The following is a 17,503-nucleotide window of genomic DNA, read 5'->3' as shown; positions in this document are numbered from 1 at the left end:
ACGAGAATGTTACTGATCCGACGATAGCTCGGATCCAGCAAAGATAAGGTGAAGCCATGCTGAACTGGGACGAATTCCACGAGGACGATACCAGCGTCGACGAGCCGCCGGCCAAGGCCGCGCCGGCACCTGCCGCCAAGCCGCAGCCCACGGCTGCCCCAGGCGGTGAAGTGAAGGAGAGCAGCGGCAACTATCAGGTGGTCGACAGCGACCGCCTGACGCGGGCGCGCAAGTCGCTGGAAGAACTCGACGTGGCCGCCGGCCTCGAGGAACTCGAGATGGGTGCGGCGCGTATCGAGGTCGACGACAAGCAGATGATCAACGCTCGCGCCGACCTCAACCAGCTGGTGCCGTTCAAGTACGAATGGGCCTGGCAGAAATACCTGGACGGCAGCGCCAACCACTGGATGCCCCAGGAAGTGAACATGAATGCCGACATCGCCCTGTGGAAGAGCCAGGACGGCCTGACGCCGGACGAGCGGCGCATCGTCGAGCGCAGCCTGGGTTACTTCTCCACTGCCGATTCGCTGGTGGCCAACAACCTGGTGCTGGCGCTCTACCGCCTGATCACCAACCCCGAATGCCGACAGTACCTGCTGCGCCAGGCCTTCGAGGAGGCGATTCACACCCACGCCTACCAGTATTGCGTGGAGTCGCTGGGCATGGATGAAGGCGAGGTCTTCAACATGTACCGCGAGGTGCCCTCGGTGGCCGCGAAGTCAGCCTGGAGTCTCAAGCACACCCAGTCGCTGGCTCGCCCGGACTTCAATACCGGTACCCCCGAGACCGACCAGGAGTTGCTACGCAACCTGATCGCCTTCTACTGCGTGACCGAAGGCATCTTCTTCTACTGTGGTTTCAGCCAGATCCTCTCCATGGGCCGGCGCAACAAGATGACCGGCGTGGCCGAGCAGTTCCAGTACATCCTGCGCGACGAGTCGATGCACCTCAATTTCGGCGTCGACATGATCAATCAGATCAAGATCGAGAACCCGCACCTGTGGACGCCCGCGTTCCAGGACGAGGTCACCCAGATGATCCTGGAGGGCACCGAGCTCGAAATCGCCTATGCCCGGGACACCATGCCTCGCGGCGTGCTGGGCATGAACGCGGCGATCATGGAGGAGTACCTGCACTTCATCTGCAACCGCCGTCTGGCCCAGATCGGCCTCAAGGAACAGTTCCCTGGCGCACAGAACCCGTTCCCGTGGATGAGCGAAATCATCGACCTGCGCAAGGAGAAGAACTTCTTCGAGACCCGCGTCACCGAGTACCAGGTCGGCGGCGCACTGAGCTGGGATTGACCGGCTCGTCCTGCGGGCCCCACCTCACCGGGTGGGGCGATTCTCAACCGGAAAAGGAGCCAGTCGCCTGACAGTAGTTTCCCATCGCCAGCCTGTGGTGCGTCGTCGCTGATATCGCAACATGACGGGCTGGAACCTTCAACGCTTTCGTAGTGAGGTAAACGATATGGGCAGTTACTCCGCAAGCCTCGAGACACTACCCGGTGGAGCGCACAGCCCTCGGGACTCCCAAGCCTGGCAGCACGCCCTGGCTCTGGCCCTGGCCGCCCATCACAGCGAGGATGCCCTGGCCCACTATCCGCATGTAGCCTTTGCCTTCCCGTCGCCATCTCCCCACCCCTATACCCGCGCGTACCCCTTGCTCGACTACCGCGAACTCAAGGAGTGGGCGAGCACCCGGGGCTGGCGGGTCCGCCCCGCTCCCGAGCGCGCCCAGGCCGACGAGAAGTACAGCCCGCCGGTACGCTTCACGCGCCTGCCGAGCCGCTATCACTGAGCGTGGGCCCTCGCATCGCCCATTGCCGGGCACTGAGACCATGACGTTGCCATGGCAAACGTCTGCTCCTACGCTCGGGGTAACGTAAACCGGACGCGGCAAGGAGGCCCGTCATGGAAACCGACTGGAAGGAAGGCAATCGGATCACCCTGCTGCCCGACAGCCGATGCTTCGTACCCGCTCTGCTCGACGCCATCGACGAGGCGCGGGAATCGATCTGGCTCGAACAGTATCTGGTCGAATCCGGGCGCATGACGCGCCGCTTCTTCGAGGCCCTGACACGCGCCGCTCAACGCGGCGTCGAAGTGCGTGTCCTGCTCGACAGCTTCGGTGCCGTCGGCCTGGGCCAGCAGGAACGCGCTCGCCTTTCGGCCGCCGGTGTGGCGCTGCGGCACTACAACCCTTTCATGATGAGGCGACTGCGCCGAAATTTGGTACGCAACCACCGGAAGCTGCTTCTGGTCGACCGTCGCGTGGCCTATACCGGCGGCTACTGTCTGACCGACGATTATATGGGCGACTGGTTCGACCTCGTGGTGCAGGCGGAGGGGCCGGTGGTAGCAGACTGGATCACCCTGTTTGCCGATCTCTGGGAATCGCCTCGTAGCCGCGGCGACAAGGCCGGGATAACGCGCCAGCCAGCGACGCTGGCCACGCCCGGAAGCATGTCGGCTCGGCTGGTCCACAACGAGGGCCATCGCAGCCTGAACATCCGCCACTCGTTGCATTGCCAGATTGCCGCCGCCACGCGCCGCGTATGGCTCTATACCCCTTATTTCCTGCCCTCACGCCAACTCCGACGGCTAATTTCGGAGGCCTCGGCGCGGGGTGTCGACGTCCGGCTGCTGGTGGCGGGCGCGGGACACGATCACCCCAGCGTGCGCGTGGCCGGCCAGCGCCACTATGGCCAACTGCTCGATGCCGGCATCGACATCTACGAATATCAGCCCCGCTTCACCCATGCCAAGTTCTGTATCGTCGATGACTGGGCCACCGTGGGCTCATGCAACTTCGATCACTGGAGCCTCCACTGGAACCTGGAAGCGAACCTGGAAGTGAGCAGTGCCGACTTCATGGAGGATCTCGCCGGGCTATTCGAAAGCCATCGCAAGGAAAGCAGGGCGATTCTCGCCCAGACATGGGCCAAGCGCTCTCGAACCCAGCGCATTCAGGAACGCCTGGCAGCGCTGGTCGGCGCTTGGCTCTCCGGGTTGCGTTGAACCCAGGAGCCAGGGAGGCCGCCGAGCGACGTGGCCCGCGACAAGGGCGCTAATCCTTCTCCGGCCGGCTTTCCCCTCGCCCGTTGCGCCAGCGCCCGTAGCGGTAGGCGAACGGTGTCGCGGTGAACCCATGGGCAACCATCGAGGCCATCACGATCAGCGTGCCGGCCGTCCAGGCCAGGTCGTAGCCGGTACGGCTCGACACTAGCGTGGCGTAATAGAGTGCCGACACACCGATGGGGCCGAACCAGCCCATGATCAGGGTAATCGGCCAGTCTCGCAGCGCCGGTAGCCAGGGGCGCAGCAATAGAATGGCAGGAAGCCGGCGGAGCAACAGCACGAGCAAGGCGAGCAGCCCTCCTTGCAGACCCAGCGCCTGCCACTCGGCCCAGGGCGCAAGCAGGCCGAACAGCACGAAGATTGGCATCGTCAACAGGATGTTGACCGCTTCCTGGACGTTATCCTCCTCACCGCGCTCCTTGCCGCCCACTTCCTGGTCGAAGGCCAGGCCGGCGGCAAAGACACCCAGGATGCTGTTGGTGCCAAGCAGCTCACCCAGCCCCAGCACCAGGATCGTCAATGCCAGGCTGATGGAGAGAAACGAAGGTTGGTCGAGAAAGCCGCGGGCCTCGGACCATTGCAGCGCGCGCCCCGACATCCAGCCGAGCGCAATACCAACCAGCACGCCACCGCCCACCTCCCATAGCCAGACCCGGGTGAACCAGTCGAGCCAGGCATCGCCGGAAGGCAGGGAAAGCAGCAGGATCGGCAGCAGGACAAAGGGATAAGCCAGGCCGTCATTGGCACCGGATTCGCTGGAAAGAAGATGCCGGTAACCTTCGGGAAGATTCTCCTTGGCCACCCCCCCGGTTACGATGGAAGACGCCACCACCGGGTCGGTAGCGCAGATGGTCCCACCTACCAACAGCGCCATCAGCAGAGGCAAGCCCAGGAGCCAGTGGGTCAATAGCGAACTGACCAGGAACATGGCCGGCATGGCGATACCCAGCAGTACCAGCAGCGATCGCCAGTGGGCAAAGGGATAGCGGGGTGGCAACCGCAGCGCAATGCCCATCAGGCTGATGCCGAGCGTCAGCCGCGCCGTCTCCTCCAGGATCCGCTTGCCATCGCCCCACTCCATCGGGTCGAGGACAGCCAGGCCCTGGGGCCCCAACGCTACGCCAATCACAAAGGCAAACAGCGGAGTGGAAAGCCAAGAACGATCCAGTGGGCTCGATAGCAGGCCGACGACCAGCACCAGGCCACCCACGACCGTGAGCGCAATGTTCAACTGCTCCATCCCGGCTCCTTCCGCTCCGTGATCCCTTCCCTACACTAGGCAAACCGCCGCGAAACGTAAAATCGTGCAACCACCGAGCGGGCGGGATTGCGCAGTGCATCATGCCTGAACTAGAGTAGTTTCATGTTCAACCAATAGGGAATCGACATGGAGAGCAGCAAAGCCCCCAAGAGCGTCATCAAGCGTATCTATGTTCCCACCTACGTGCGCCAGCTTCCCAGCGGCGAGCGGGTCACCGTGCCGGGGCACTATCGCAAGCCGACCGAATCCTGAGTCAGGAGGGCTCCGACAGGAGTAGCGCATCACATTGTAAGTGAGGCAGAACGCAGCTCTGCCTCACGGAGTAATGTAAATACACAACGGCACGAATCCCTATAAAGGGTCGTGCTTTAATTCGGTATGGTTTTTTAGGGACTGGCGGGACAACACTTACAAAGTTTACCTCAAAATTTCCTTGCTATCTCTTTAACACAATTATACAAGCCTATTAATTGAAGGAACTTTCACCCCATGCGAGAATTTGTTTTTCTGAAGTTATTCCTTGCGCATCATTAAACCAATCGCATGCACTCCCCATAATCAAGCATGCATTATCGAGAGCCTTAAAGTCGTAGTTATACTGGGCATTGCCGCCTCCAGAAAAAGAAATGTCAGCACCTGGATATTCAAAGGAGTAATCTCCTCCGCTTTCACCAAACGCACCAGAAATACCGGTTATATTTTCATACTCATCTACACCCGAAGATGAAACAAGTTTCGAGTAAGGCGAAATAAGTATAGAGCCATTGAAGGCACCTTGACCTCCCCCACCCCCACCAACTGTGTAATCTCCAAGAACAATAATCAGCCCATCAAATGAAGGAGTCCCATCGAACTCAACGTCTCCATTTACCACAAGAACTCCACTTCCTGAAAAATTACCTGACGCAGAAAAATCGCCATCAATAAAAGTAAGCCTAGCATCCTCGACGTTACCTGTCTTTGAACCGAAATCTATCGAATCGCTTGGAGAAAATATTCGCCCCTCTTGTGACGCCAGCCCCCATAGAGAACTCATAAAATTATGAAAGCCGCCAGCATCATTGAGAAGCTCGACCGCGATTTCGTCTGAGATACCACCCTTATAATTGCCCAATCTATTTTGGCTTATATTACTTTCCACAAAACTTTTATAGCCAGCCGTTGATATTGCAGGATTCGTAACTCCTAATATTGTTTCTCCTTCCACACCAAATGAATTTGAATTAGGAGAATCAAAAGCATTTATATGACCCGGCAGGGTAATAGGAGACATGCTGAGCAAGCCGCCTAGCTTATGGTAATACACCTCAATCTCTCTTTGAGCGACTTCAACTCCACCAGAAAGAACATAGCCTACACTAGATAGATAAAAAAGGTTCCCAGCACCTAATTGACAAAGCGAGTATTTGTAACGAACATCGGGCTCGCTGCTTAACACACCATGAATTTCGGATTCACCACCGCATGCAGAAACATTAAAAATATCCTCATCATCCAATGCGATCGAAGCGCCATATTCTGCTGCCATCATTGCCATAGCGCTTGAACGATAATTACCAGCCAGACGCTCATCGATCTGCGATGACTGCATACCCGAAAGCCCCAGCATGAGTGACATTGCCAGCATTGATAACACTACTGCGAGTGCTGCACCGCGCTGCGCCTGCATTGCTGTCATCCTATTCTAGTTAATCGCATCATTGCGATTAACTGCGTAAAACTCAAACTTATCAGAAGCACTACCCTCCTGATTTGAAACCAACCGGAAGGTAAATTTCCAGACACCATCGCCTTCCTCCGCAGGCATTGGAAAACCATCTGAAGAAAAGCCTTCTGCAAGAGGTTCTTCAATAGTAACACCGGAACAGTTCATCCACAGGTACAAAGAATACCCGCCCTCACTACTCCCAACCCAGTAGCGTTTAGTGACATCATCCCCGTCATCACATGACGCTGAGCTTATTTCTCCATTATTAGGCACAACAACTTCAAACTTATCACCAGAAACATTGACTACATTCAAAGATGAAGCCCTTCTCACGTCCCGAATCAGCATTTCCGTGGCAAAGGTCAGCGCCGCCTGCTTGTTGCCCAGCAGCTCGGTCTGGCGAAAGGTCTGGAACCCCATGAGAAACAGCTGCCCGGCCCCCAGGATGATGATCAGACCGATCACCAGCGCCACCATCAGCTCGATCAGGGTAAAGCCTGCCTGACGCGAAACGCCTTTGACGGCAAAAGTCGAAACCAAGGCGGGAGCGTCTCTCATAGCTCGGGCAACCGGAACCGATAGACGAAGGCGTCCCCGGTCTCGTCAGTAACGTAGCGATCCTCCTCCCATTCGATGGAGACGGTGTAATCGCAGCCAGTATTGGAGAGGCTGCTGCCATCGTCAAATAGGATGGAGCCGAACCACTGAGATTCCCAGGCATTGTCGAAGGCACTGGTCGCTGGACAGGTACCAGTACTTGCCAGTCCCGCCCACGCTCGCTCCTGGGCATCAATCGCAGCCAAGCTTACTACGGCCCGCTGGAACCCCATATGAGCACTCTGCAAGGATCTGAGCTGCATGGCCGCTACACCCAGGAGGCCAATGGAAAGCACTAGGACAGCAATCAATGCTTCCACTAATGTAAAACCACTTTGGCTTTGTCCTGTGCTCACTGCCTTAACCTCTTTTTATCCGACCCAAGGAGTTAATCGTTATAGTTCGGGTTTCTCCTGCGTACGTTACTGTGAGATCACAGCCTCCGTAGCACCCGGGCGACTTACCTAAGCTGTTGAAAGTCACAGCTGTACCGCTAGCGAACGACAGGCTTGCCCCCGATCCGCTTCGAGCGCGAATAGTGCTGCCTCCGGCTCTGATCTCGTATGCCCAGGGAGAGGCTTCCATCACTTCGAATTCAACATCACGTCTTCGCTTGACAGCCTCGCTTCTAGCAAGGTTGAGCGCGGAAAGAATTTCATTGTGATAACTAGCAAGACGGTTACTGACCATCATCCCCTGAAAGCCCGGCACGGCAATGGTGGCGATGATCGTCATCACGGCAATCGTCACCAGCAGCTCGATTAGTGTGAAGCCGCTATAACGCATAGCGTTACCAACACCCAGAAGTGGGTGTGGTACGCCCCGCCTGGTCTATGGTCATCGTCTTACACCCCGCCTTAACTTGATTGCCCGAGTGCGTGGCCGTCAAAGTGTAAGAAGCTGCTGAAGGCGTGCCAGTAATCTCAAAAAAGCCATCCTCCGAGTCTTCAGGTAAACTCAGGCAACCGCTATAGGACGAATTAGTGGTATAGCAGCGCTCCAATTGCCCAGCGAGCTCCATGAGCTTGGCTTGCCCATCCGTAACCCGAGCATTCCTGACATAATTCTGATAGCTCGGTATAGCGATCGAGGCCAGAATCGCGATCACGGCCACGGCGATCATCAGCTCGATCAGGGTAAAGCCGCGCTCTACCCGGCGCGTCGCCGTGGGTTGCTGTCGAGCCGGACGGGCATGGGTCGTCACACGGCGCTCCTCCGCTTTCTGTTACACTTGGTTTCAGTATGTCTCATGACATCCTGCCCTGCCAGAGACGTCATAAAAAAAGCCGGGGCAGGCCCGGCACTTGATCTCATTGAAGCATGATTTTCGTCCCTACCACAGCGTTATCCCTACCCTCTTCGCTTCTCCTCAGGTGAGGGAATCGCTGGCGATCACGCGCTCACGCAGCTCGCGAGGCATGGAGAAGGTAATGGTCTCCTCGCGCCCGGCCAGCTCTTCCGGCACCTGGGCACCCAGGCCCTGCAGCCGCTCGATCACGCCTTTGACCAGCACTTCCGGCGCGCTCGCTCCGGCGGTGATGCCTACCGCGCCAACCCCATCGAGCCATGCCGGATCGATCTGGCTCGCATCGTCGATCAGATAGGCCGGCGTGCCGACCCGCTCGGCCAGTTCACGCAGTCGATTGGAGTTGGAGCTGTTGGGGCTGCCCACCACCAGCAGCAGGTCACAACCGGCGGCGAGCTCGCGCACCGCATCCTGGCGGTTCTGGGTGGCGTAGCAGATGTCGTCCTTGCGCGGCCCTTGGATCTGGGGGAACTTCTCGCGCAGCGCGTCGATTACCCGAGCGGTGTCGTCCATCGAGAGGGTCGTCTGGGTAACGAACGCAAGCCGCGTCGGATCCTTGACCTCCAGACGCTCGACATCGGCCTCGTCCTCCACCAGATAAATGGCGCCGCCATGGGACACATCGTAGCGTCCCATGGTGCCCTCGACTTCCGGGTGGCCTGCGTGGCCGATCAGGATGCACTCCTGGCCGCGCCTGGCGTAACGCAGCACTTCCATATGCACCTTGGTGACCAAGGGGCAGGTGGCGTCGAAGACCTTCAAGCCACGCCGCTCGGCATCCTCCTGCACCGCCCGCGAGACGCCGTGGGCGGAGAAGATCACGATAACGTCATCGGGCACCTCGTCGAGCTCTTCGACGAAGATGGCCCCGCGCTCGCGCAGGGTATCGACCACGAAGCGGTTGTGGACGACCTCGTGACGAACGTAGATGGGCGGCCCAAAGACGTCCAGCGCGCGGTTGACGATCTCGATGGCACGATCGACACCGGCACAGAAGCCGCGGGGATTGGCCAGCCTGATTCGCACGGAGTTACTTTGCATGGTTACGTCGCCTTGATGCCTGGGCATCGGGTGAGGATATTTCAGAGGACTTGCCCCCGACACTTCTGGAGCTAACCGTTCAATGCGTTTCCGCGGGCCTTATGTCCAACACCTCGACCTCGAAGGTCAGGGTACGTCCAGCAAGCGGATGGTTGAAATCCACTTCCACGTTTCGCTCGTCGACTGCCGTGACGACGCCGGGCAGCTCGCCGCCGGCGGGGTCGGCGAACGACATCACCGTGCCCACCTCGGGCTCGATCTCCTCGAAGTCGTCGCGGCTGAGCATCTGTACGTTCTGCGGGTTGCGCTGACCGAAGCCATGCTCCGGGGTGATCTCGAAACTGCCGCGCTCGCCGCCGGCCAAACCCTGCAAGGGTCGCTCGAACCCCGGCGGCAGGTTGCCGTCGCCCACCTGGAAGGTCGCGGGCTCCTTTTCTCGCGTGGAGTCGACCACGGTGCCGTCCTCCAGCTTGAGGGTGAAGTGCAGTGTCACTTCCATACCCTCCTCGATGCGATAGTCGCTCATCGTTGCTCTCGCTTGTTCGGTCGGTTCATGCCAGCAGGATAGCAGGCGACTCAGCCACGCCGCCTGGCCTGCTTGCGACCTTCGAAAAGGGATTCCCAGATCAGGCCGATGGCCCCCAGCGTGATGCCGATATCGGCCACGTTGAAGGCGGGGTAGTACCAGCCGGCGACATGGAACGAAAGAAAGTCGACCACGTAGCCATGCACCAGGCGATCGTAGAGATTGCCGAGCGCACCGCCGATGACCAGCGCCAGTGAAGCCCCGAGCAATTTTTCGTCGGCCTTGAGACGGCTCATCCAGATCGTCAGGCCGATGCAGGCACCGATGCCGACCAGGGCGAAAAACCAGCGCTGCCAGCCGGGATGGTCGGCAAGGAAGCTGAAGGCCGCACCGGTGTTGTGCAGCAGCGTCAGGTTGAAGAACGGCAACACCTCCACCGGCTGGCCGTAGCTCAACAGGCTCGACATCAGCGCCTTGGTGGCAAGATCCAGCACCACGACTACCGCTGCCAGCCACAACCAGCGCAAGGGCCGGCGCATCGGAGGCACATCGATGCCGCCCGGCTCCCTGTCACGCATAGTGGCGAGTCTCACCGGGCCCCTCCGGCAGGTTGCTGATGCAGCGACCGCAAAGGTCCGAGTGATCGGCATGGCTGTCGACATCCTCGCGGTGGTGCCAGCAGCGTTCGCACTTGTGGTGCGGGCTGGCCGCCACCGCCACCTTCAGGCCGTCGAGCTCGGTGGCCTCGGCCTCCTGCCCCTCGGCCAGGGGCGCCAGGCGCACTTCGCTGGTCAACATCACGAAGCGCAGCTCCTCGCCCAGCTTGGCCAAGGTGGCGTAAAGCGCTTCGTCAACGAAAAGGGTCACCTCGGCCGCCAGGCTGCCCTTGATCACCTTGGCATTGCGAGCATCTTCCAGGCACTTGTTGACGGCCTGCTTGACCTCGAGCACCTGCTCCCAGAAATCGCGCCCCATTTCGGCATCGGACGCCAGCATGGCCAGTCGCTCGTAGTAGCTTTCGAGCAGCACGCTGTCGCGGCGTTCACCGGGAATGTGTTCGTAGATCTCCTCGGCGGTGAAGGAGAGGATGGGGGCGACCCAACGGGCCAGCGCCTCGACGACGTGGAAGAGCGCGGTCTGGCAGCTGCGTCGGGCCAGTGAGTCGGCCTGGGTGGTGTACTGGCGATCCTTGATCACGTCGAGGTAGAAGCCACCGAGCTCCCGCGAACAGAAGGTATGCACCTGCTGGTAGACGTCGAGGAAGCGGTACTCCTCATAGGCTTTCTCGATACGCGACTGGAGCTGGGCAGCACGATCCACCACCCACTGGTCCAGCGCCAGCATGTCGCCGAACGCCACGCTGTCGCGGGCCGGATCGAAGCCATTAAGGTTGGCCAACAGGAAGCGTGCGGTATTGCGGATACGTCGGTAGACGTCGGCCGTGCGCTTGAGTATCTCGTCGGAAACCGCCATCTCACCGGAGTAGTCGGTGGAGGAAACCCAAAGACGCAGGATATCGGCGCCGAGCTTGTCCATCACCTCCTGGGGCGCGACCACATTACCCAGCGATTTGGACTGCTTGCGCCCCTGAGCATCGACGGTAAAGCCATGGGTCAGCAGTTGGCGATACGGCGGGTGCCCATCAATGGCCGAACCCGTCAGGAGCGACGAGTGGAACCAGCCGCGGTGCTGATCGGAACCTTCCAGATAGAGGTCGGCACGCGGCCCCTGCTCGTGGCCGTGCGGATGGGAGCCGCGCAGCACGTGGCGATGGGTGGTGCCGGAGTCGAACCACACGTCCAGCGTGTCGGTGACCTTGTCGTAGTCCGCCGCCTCGTCGCCCAGCAGCTCCGCCGGATCGAGGCGGAACCAGGCGTCGATGCCCTCTTTCTCCACGCGCTTGGCGGCCTCCTCCATCAACTCGACCGTGCGCGGATGCAGCTCGCCGGTGCCCTTGTGCAGGAAGAACGGAATGGGCACTCCCCAGTTGCGCTGCCGCGAGATGCACCAGTCGGGGCGGTTGGCGATCATGGAATGCAGCCGTGCCTGCCCCCAGGCCGGGGTGAAGCGGGTCGCCTCGATGCCTTCCAGCGCCTTCTCGCGCAAGGTGCGGCCGTCGTTGCCCTTCACGTCCATGCCCACGAACCACTGCGCCGTGGCACGGTAGATCACCGGCGTCTTGTGGCGCCAGCAGTGCATGTAGCTGTGGGTGATGACCTTATGGGCCAGCAGCGCGTCGACCTCACGCAGTTTCTCGACGATCTGCGGGTTGGCCTTCCAGATCATCTGGCCACCGAAGAACGGCAGGTCGTCGGCGTAGACACCGTTGCCCTGCACCGGGCTCTTGATCTCGCTGAAGTCCATGCCGTGGGCGCGACAGGTGACGAAGTCGTCGACGCCGTAGGCCGGGGCCGAGTGCACGATGCCGGTGCTGCCCACCTCGGATTCGACGTAGTCGGCCAGGTAGACCGGCGAGAGGCGATCATAAAACGGATGGCGGAACTCGATCAGGTCGAGCGCCTCGCCCTTGGCGGTGGCGATCACCTCGCCGGAAAGCTCGTAGCGCTCCAGGCAGCTCTCGACCAGCTCCTCGGCCAGCACCAGTAGGCGCTCGCCGGTATCGACCAGGGCGTAGGTGAACGCGGGGTGGACGTTGAGCGCCTGGTTGGCCGGTACGGTCCAGGGCGTGGTGGTCCAGATCACGATGGCGGCGGGCTTGGGCAGCTCGGCCAGGCCGAATGCCGCGGCCAGCTTCGCCTCATCGGCGGCCGGGAAGGCCACGTCGATGGCGTCGGATTTCTTGTCCTGATATTCCACCTCGGCCTCGGCCAGCGCCGAGCCGCAGTCGAAGCACCAGTTGACCGGCTTGAGCCCCTTGAACACGTAGCCCGCCGCAACCATGTCGGCCAGGGCGCGGATTTCACCGGCCTCGTTGGCGTAGTCCATGGAGCGGTAGGGATTGTCCCAGTCGCCGATCACGCCCAGGCGTACGAAGTCGGCCCGTTGGGTCTCGATCTGGGCGGTGGCGTACTCGCGGCACAGCCCGCGGGCCTGCTCGGGCTCGAGATGCTTGCCGTGGGTGGTCTCCACCTTGTGCTCGATGGGCAGACCGTGGCAGTCCCAGCCCGGCACGTAGGGCGCATCGAAGCCGGCCAGGTTCTTCGACTTGACGATGATGTCCTTGAGGATCTTGTTGAGAGCGTGACCGATGTGGATGCTGCCGTTGGCGTAGGGAGGGCCGTCGTGCAGCACGAAGGTTTCCCGTCCGCGACGCTCTTCGCGCAGGCGCTGGTAGAGCTTCATGTCCTGCCACTGCGCCACCCGGCCGGGCTCGCGCTGGGGCAGGTTGCCGCGCATGGGAAAGTCGGTTTCGGGCAGGTTCAGTGTGTGCTTGTAGTCGCTCATATCCTGGGAATCAGCCGTCGTCGTGGTCGGCGGAGCGGCCCGCCGAGGATTCGAAAGTCGCGGTCTCGCGCGCCAGCGGCGCCGAAGCCAGTGGAAGTGAGTCGTCTGTCAGGCCAAGCTCCCTGGCCATGTGGCACTCCTCGGCAAAATAGCGCCGGGCGCGCGCCTGGTCGGCCGCGATCTGCTGCGTGAGTGCAGTGAAGTCGTCGAACTTGACCTCGCCACGCAGCCTGGCGCAGGGAAACACCGTGAGGCGCTGTCCGTAGAGGTCACCGTCGAAATCGAACAGGTGGACTTCCAGCACCGGCCGGTCGCTGCCCACCGTAGGTCGCCAGCCAATGTTGGCCACTCCGGTAAAGCGCTGGCCGTCAGGCAGTTCCGTCACCACCGCATAGACCCCACGGAGCGCCAGGGGAAGGCGCGGCAGCGGCAGGTTCGCGGTAGGCACACCGATGGTACGCCCCAGCTTCTGGTCGGCCACCACCCGTCCATTCAGTCGATAAGGGCGGCCCAGCATACGTGCCGCCTGGGCAAAGTTGCCGCTGGCCAGCAGGGTGCGCACCCGGGTGCTGGAGACCCGCTCGTCGTCGAGAGAGAACGTGCGCGTATGCTCGACGCTGAACCCTTCGCGGCCACGTTGCTCGCCCTCTCGCGCCAGCAGGTTGAAGTCGCCGCTGCGATCGCAGCCGAAGCGGAAGTCGTCACCCACTACCAGGTGGCGGACGCCCAGCCCTTCGACCAGTACAAGATCGATGAATTCCACCGCGGTTAGGCTACGCAGCCGGTCGTTGAACGGCAGGCAAAGCACGTAGTCCACACCGCTCTCGCCCAACAGGCGCACTTTCTCGCGTAGGCGGGTCAGCCGCGGTGGCGCCTGGTCCCCGGCAAAGAACTCCCGTGGCTGGGGCTCGAACACCACGACCGTCACCGGCAAGCGCAGCTTCGAGGCCTGCTCGCGGCACTGGTCGAGAATCGCCTGGTGGCCGCGGTGCACGCCATCGAAATTGCCGATGGTGGCCACGCAGCCGCGATGCTCGTCGCGCAGATTGTGCAGTCCTCGAATGACTTCCATTAAGCCTTCACTAAACCTTGGGTTGAAAAACGTGTAAAGGGGGAGATTATAGCGAACCCCTGCCCCCTTGACAGCCGGTAGCCCGCCTCGAGGGGCTTTCCTCCAATCCCGAGGGGCGCGGGAGCAGGTCGCGACAGAACCGCCTTCAGCCGCGCATGCGGAAGTGCCGCGGCCTGACACCCCACGCCGCCAGCCAGGCGAAGTAGACCGCCGCGCCGACCAACACCAGCAATGCCAGCCACTGTACCCGCGTCCAGACACCCCACTCGAGCCATTGCTGCCAGTCCGGCGCCAGCCAGGCGAGCCCCCCGCTCATCACCGCACAGCCGCCTACCAGCTGCACGGCGTAGCGGCTCCAGCCGGACTGGAATACCAGCACGCCCTGCTTGTAGAGCAGCCAGCCCAATAGCCCCGCATTGAGGAAGGCCGACAGCGCCGTGGCCAGGGCCAGGCCGGCATGGGCCAACGGCCAGATCAGAATCAGGTTGAACACCATGTTGGCAACCATCGCGATGATGCCGACCTTGACCGGGGTCTTGGTGTTCTGGCGAGCGAAGAAGCCCGGCGCCAGCACCTTGATCAGCATGAAGGCGACCAGGCCGAAGGCGTAGGCACGCAGGCTCATGGCGGCCATGGCGATATCGTGCTCGGTCATGGCGCCATAGTGGAACAGCGAGATCAGCAGCGGTTCAGCCAGGATCGCCAAGGCCAGCGCCGCCGGCAACCCCAGCAGCAGCACGGCACGCACCGCCCAGTCGAGCATGGCGGCGAAGTGCTGTCCCGCCTGCTCGGCGTGGCGCTTGGAGAGCGCCGGAAGGATCACCGTGCCGATGGCGATGCCGAACACCCCCAGCGGCAGCTCGACGAGGCGGTCGGAGTAGTAGAGCCACGAGACGCTGCCGGGCGCGAGCAGCGAGGCCAGCACAGTATCCAGCAGCAGATTGATCTGTGACACCGAGACCCCGAACAGCGCCGGCGCCATCAATACCAGGATGCGCTTGACGCCATGATGGGCGAAGTTGGGCCAAGGCCGTGGCATCAGTCCCAGGCGCGTCAGAAACGGGACCTGGAAGGCGAGTTGGGCGACACCTGCGATCAGCACGCCCCAGGCCAGCGCCATGGCCGGCTCGCTCATCAGGGGCGTGAGCAGTACGGCCGCACCGATCAAGGAGAGGTTGAGCAGCACCGGCGTGAAGGCGGGGACGGCGAAGCGATTCCAGGTGTTGAGCACGCTGCCGGCGAATGCCGTCAGCGACACCAGCAGCAGATAGGGGAAGGTCAGCCGCAGCATGTCGGCAGTGAGCGCCAGCTTGGCCGGATCGCGTCCGAAACCCGGTGCAAACACCCACACCAGCCAAGGCGCGGCGAGCATCGCCACGGCGGTGATCAGCGCCAGCACCGCGGTGAGACTACCGGCCACGGCGTCGAGCAGCTCACGCACCTCGCGCTTGCTCCCCCGCGTGGCGTACTCGGAAAGCACCGGCACAAAAGCCTGGTTGAAGGCGCCCTCCGCAAACAGCCGACGCATGAAGTTGGGAATCTTGAAAGCGACGAAGAAGGCGTCGGCCCCCGTACCGGCACCGAACAGGCTCGCTACCACTACGTCACGCACCAGGCCCATGACCCGCGATAGCATGGTCATCACACCCACCACCAGGCCCGAGCGCATCAGCCCGCCGGCCTTGGGCGCCACGGCCCGGTCGTCATCGGCGACCTTCGCCGGCGCCGACTCTCCAGGCTCGGGCAACTGCTCGCGTTCCGTCACCGTCTGCTTCCTCGTCAGGCTCGTTCGATTCGCTATCCCGCTGGCGGGCACAAAAAAACCGGCCTCAGCCGGTTTTTTCGAGTTCACGAAGCGCGGGCATCGTACAGATGTGCGCTCGCAACGTCTCCAGGCGACCGGCTTTACGCAGCCAGCGCCTTAATTCGCGTGTTCAGGCGGCTCTTCAGGCGCGCGGCCTTCTTCTTGGAGAGCACGTCCTTGTCGGCAATGCGGTCGATGACCGGCTGCGCCTTCTGGAATTCGGCCATGGCGGTGGCATGGTCGCCGCCGTTGATGGCCTTGATGACGCGCTTCACATAGGTACGCACCATGGCGCGCTGGCTCGCCTTCAGAACACGACGGCCTTCCGCCTGACGGGCACGCTTGCGGGCTTGCTTGCTGTTTGCCACTGACTATCTCCTGGAAAACTTTAACGCCGCCCGGTCGGGGGCGGCATCGATAACGATTTGTCCGGCCTGAAGAATTTCGCCTTCCTGCCGGGCTGGCCATTGCGTCAACGCCAAGGTTGCCGACGGGCCGTGTCTGAGAGGATGGCGCATGCTACCACAGGTACGCGGCGACATGCTACATAACGACTCCCTGCGTCACAGCACGACGAGATTGTCGCGGTGAATCAGCTCGGGCGCTTCCATGTAGCCCAGGATCGCCTCGATCTGGTGGCTGGGCTGGCCGAGGATGCGACGTGCCTCGTCGGCCCCGTAGTTCACCAGCCCCTTGGCGATCCGCTCGCCCTGCTCGTTCAGGCACAGCACCATGTCGCCGCGCACGAAATCGCCCGATAGCGACTTGACCCCCACCGCCAGCAGGCTCGAGCCACTCCCGCGCAGCACCTTCACCGCGCCGGCATCCAGCGTCAAGCTGCCGCGCACCTGCAACTGGCCAGCCAGCCAGCGCTTGCGCGCCGCTATGGGCGCCTCCTCCGGGCACAACAGCGTACCCAGGCGCTCCCCCTGAACCAGTCGGGTCAGCACTTCGGGCTGGCGACCGCTGGCAATTACCGTGACGGCACCGGAACGTGCCGCCAGGCGAGCCGCCTGCACCTTGGTCGTCATGCCGCCGCGGCCCAGCGCACCACCGCCGCCGGCCATCGCTGCAAGCGCGGGATCGTCGGCGCGCCCTTCACGGATCAAGCTGGCCGCCGGGTTGTGCCGCGGATCGGCATCGAACAACCCCTCCTGGTCGGTGAGGATCACCAGCGCTTCGGCCTCGAGCAGGTTGGCCACCAGCGCGCCCAGGGTGTCGTTGTCGCCAAAGCGAATCTCGTCGGTGACCACGGTATCGTTCTCGTTGACCACCGGCACCACGCGCAGGTCGACCAGGGTGCGCAACGCCGAGCGGGCATTGAGGTAGCGCTTGCGGTTGGAGAGATCATCGTGGGTCAGCAACACCTGGGCGGTAAGTAAGCCATGGCGGGCGAAATGGTGCTCGTAGCATTGGGTCAGACCGTTCTGGCCCACCGCCGCGGCAGCCTGTAGCTCGTGCACCGCCGAAGGGCGGACCTGCCAGCCCAGCCGCACCATGCCGGCTGCCACGGCGCCGGAGGACACCAGCACCACCTCGACCCCCTGGCGATGCAGCACCGCGATCTGGTCCACCCAGCCGCCGACCGCCGCCTCGTCGAGCCCGCGGCCGTCATTGGTCAGCAGCGCACTGCCGATCTTCACCACCACCCGACGAGCGCCACGCAGCGCATCGCGACCCGGTACCCGCTCGTTGCCCACCGA

At 61.9% G+C, this 17,503-nt stretch carries 18 protein-coding genes; 4 read left to right on the top strand and 14 right to left on the bottom strand.

The window, feature by feature from the left end; translation table 11 throughout:
• The first annotated feature begins 56 nt into the window (after positions 1-56).
• The 3 genes from ACOJCM_RS11250 (at position 57) to ACOJCM_RS11240 (ending at position 3,020) form a co-directional block, all read left to right on the top strand.
• On the top strand, positions 57-1,304 hold the full coding sequence (locus ACOJCM_RS11250; RefSeq protein WP_445212136.1) for a ribonucleotide-diphosphate reductase subunit beta: 1,248 nt from the start codon (positions 57-59) through the stop codon (positions 1,302-1,304).
• Between the two features lie 166 nt (positions 1,305-1,470).
• Entirely contained in the window at positions 1,471-1,800 is a 330-nt protein-coding gene (locus ACOJCM_RS11245) for a hypothetical protein (RefSeq protein WP_445212135.1), read from the top strand.
• Between the two features lie 113 nt (positions 1,801-1,913).
• Positions 1,914-3,020, top strand: a complete 1,107-nt coding sequence (locus tag ACOJCM_RS11240) for a phospholipase D-like domain-containing protein (protein WP_445212134.1) — start codon at positions 1,914-1,916, stop codon at positions 3,018-3,020.
• Between the two features lie 49 nt (positions 3,021-3,069).
• Here the strand turns inward: ACOJCM_RS11240 and ACOJCM_RS11235 are convergent, their stop codons facing one another.
• Positions 3,070-4,320: a cation:proton antiporter domain-containing protein gene (locus ACOJCM_RS11235; protein WP_445212133.1), complete on the bottom strand. Its 1,251-nt coding sequence runs from the start codon at positions 4,318-4,320 to the stop codon at positions 3,070-3,072.
• Positions 4,321-4,467: 147 nt separating this feature from the next.
• Between ACOJCM_RS11235 and ACOJCM_RS11230 the strand changes: the two genes are divergently transcribed.
• Positions 4,468-4,593: a hypothetical protein gene (locus ACOJCM_RS11230; RefSeq protein ID WP_445212132.1), complete on the top strand. Its 126-nt coding sequence runs from the start codon at positions 4,468-4,470 to the stop codon at positions 4,591-4,593.
• Positions 4,594-4,807: 214 nt separating this feature from the next.
• On the opposite strand, the gene ACOJCM_RS11225 is transcribed toward ACOJCM_RS11230, so the two are convergent.
• From ACOJCM_RS11225 to proB, 13 genes are all read right to left on the bottom strand, one after another.
• Positions 4,808-6,010: a pilus assembly PilX family protein gene (locus ACOJCM_RS11225; protein ID WP_445212131.1), complete on the bottom strand. Its 1,203-nt coding sequence runs from the start codon at positions 6,008-6,010 to the stop codon at positions 4,808-4,810.
• Positions 6,011-6,025: 15 nt separating this feature from the next.
• Positions 6,026-6,607, bottom strand: coding sequence for a PilW family protein (locus ACOJCM_RS11220; RefSeq protein ID WP_445212130.1), 582 nt, complete (start codon positions 6,605-6,607; stop codon positions 6,026-6,028).
• Positions 6,604-6,966 (bottom strand): type IV pilus modification PilV family protein, encoded by a 363-nt coding sequence (locus tag ACOJCM_RS11215; protein ID WP_445212458.1) that lies wholly within the window; start codon positions 6,964-6,966, stop codon positions 6,604-6,606. The genes ACOJCM_RS11220 and ACOJCM_RS11215 overlap by 4 nt, the downstream gene beginning before the upstream one ends.
• 40 nt (positions 6,967-7,006) lie before the next feature.
• Positions 7,007-7,432, bottom strand: coding sequence for a GspH/FimT family pseudopilin (locus ACOJCM_RS11210; RefSeq protein WP_445212129.1), 426 nt, complete (start codon positions 7,430-7,432; stop codon positions 7,007-7,009).
• Between the two features lie 4 nt (positions 7,433-7,436).
• On the bottom strand, positions 7,437-7,850 hold the full coding sequence (locus tag ACOJCM_RS11205) for a type IV pilin protein (RefSeq protein ID WP_445212128.1): 414 nt from the start codon (positions 7,848-7,850) through the stop codon (positions 7,437-7,439).
• Positions 7,851-8,015: 165 nt separating this feature from the next.
• On the bottom strand, positions 8,016-8,993 hold the full coding sequence (gene ispH, locus ACOJCM_RS11200; RefSeq protein WP_445212127.1) for a 4-hydroxy-3-methylbut-2-enyl diphosphate reductase: 978 nt from the start codon (positions 8,991-8,993) through the stop codon (positions 8,016-8,018).
• A gap of 79 nt (positions 8,994-9,072) precedes the next feature.
• The gene (gene fkpB / locus ACOJCM_RS11195; RefSeq protein ID WP_445212126.1) at positions 9,073-9,519 is read right to left on the bottom strand and encodes an FKBP-type peptidyl-prolyl cis-trans isomerase; all 447 of its coding nucleotides are present in this window, start codon (positions 9,517-9,519) and stop codon (positions 9,073-9,075) included.
• A 50-nt stretch (positions 9,520-9,569) separates the two neighbouring features.
• Positions 9,570-10,097, bottom strand: coding sequence for a signal peptidase II (gene lspA / locus ACOJCM_RS11190; RefSeq protein ID WP_445212457.1), 528 nt, complete (start codon positions 10,095-10,097; stop codon positions 9,570-9,572).
• Positions 10,090-12,924, bottom strand: a complete 2,835-nt coding sequence (ileS, locus tag ACOJCM_RS11185) for an isoleucine--tRNA ligase (RefSeq protein WP_445212125.1) — start codon at positions 12,922-12,924, stop codon at positions 10,090-10,092. Before ileS ends, lspA begins: the two co-directional genes overlap by 8 nt.
• A 10-nt stretch (positions 12,925-12,934) precedes the next feature.
• Positions 12,935-13,996, bottom strand: a complete 1,062-nt coding sequence (gene ribF, locus ACOJCM_RS11180) for a bifunctional riboflavin kinase/FAD synthetase (protein ID WP_445212124.1) — start codon at positions 13,994-13,996, stop codon at positions 12,935-12,937.
• Between the two features lie 145 nt (positions 13,997-14,141).
• The gene (murJ, locus tag ACOJCM_RS11175) at positions 14,142-15,665 is read right to left on the bottom strand and encodes a murein biosynthesis integral membrane protein MurJ (protein ID WP_445212456.1); all 1,524 of its coding nucleotides are present in this window, start codon (positions 15,663-15,665) and stop codon (positions 14,142-14,144) included.
• 236 nt (positions 15,666-15,901) lie between these two features.
• The gene (gene rpsT / locus ACOJCM_RS11170; protein WP_445212123.1) at positions 15,902-16,168 is read right to left on the bottom strand and encodes a 30S ribosomal protein S20; all 267 of its coding nucleotides are present in this window, start codon (positions 16,166-16,168) and stop codon (positions 15,902-15,904) included.
• A 195-nt stretch (positions 16,169-16,363) separates the two neighbouring features.
• The gene (gene proB, locus ACOJCM_RS11165; protein WP_445212122.1) at positions 16,364-17,500 is read right to left on the bottom strand and encodes a glutamate 5-kinase; all 1,137 of its coding nucleotides are present in this window, start codon (positions 17,498-17,500) and stop codon (positions 16,364-16,366) included.
• Positions 17,501-17,503 lie beyond the last annotated feature (3 nt).

The sequence above is a fragment of the Billgrantia hypersalina genome, from assembly GCF_052584175.1.
This window is presented reverse-complemented; position numbering and strand designations above follow the sequence as displayed.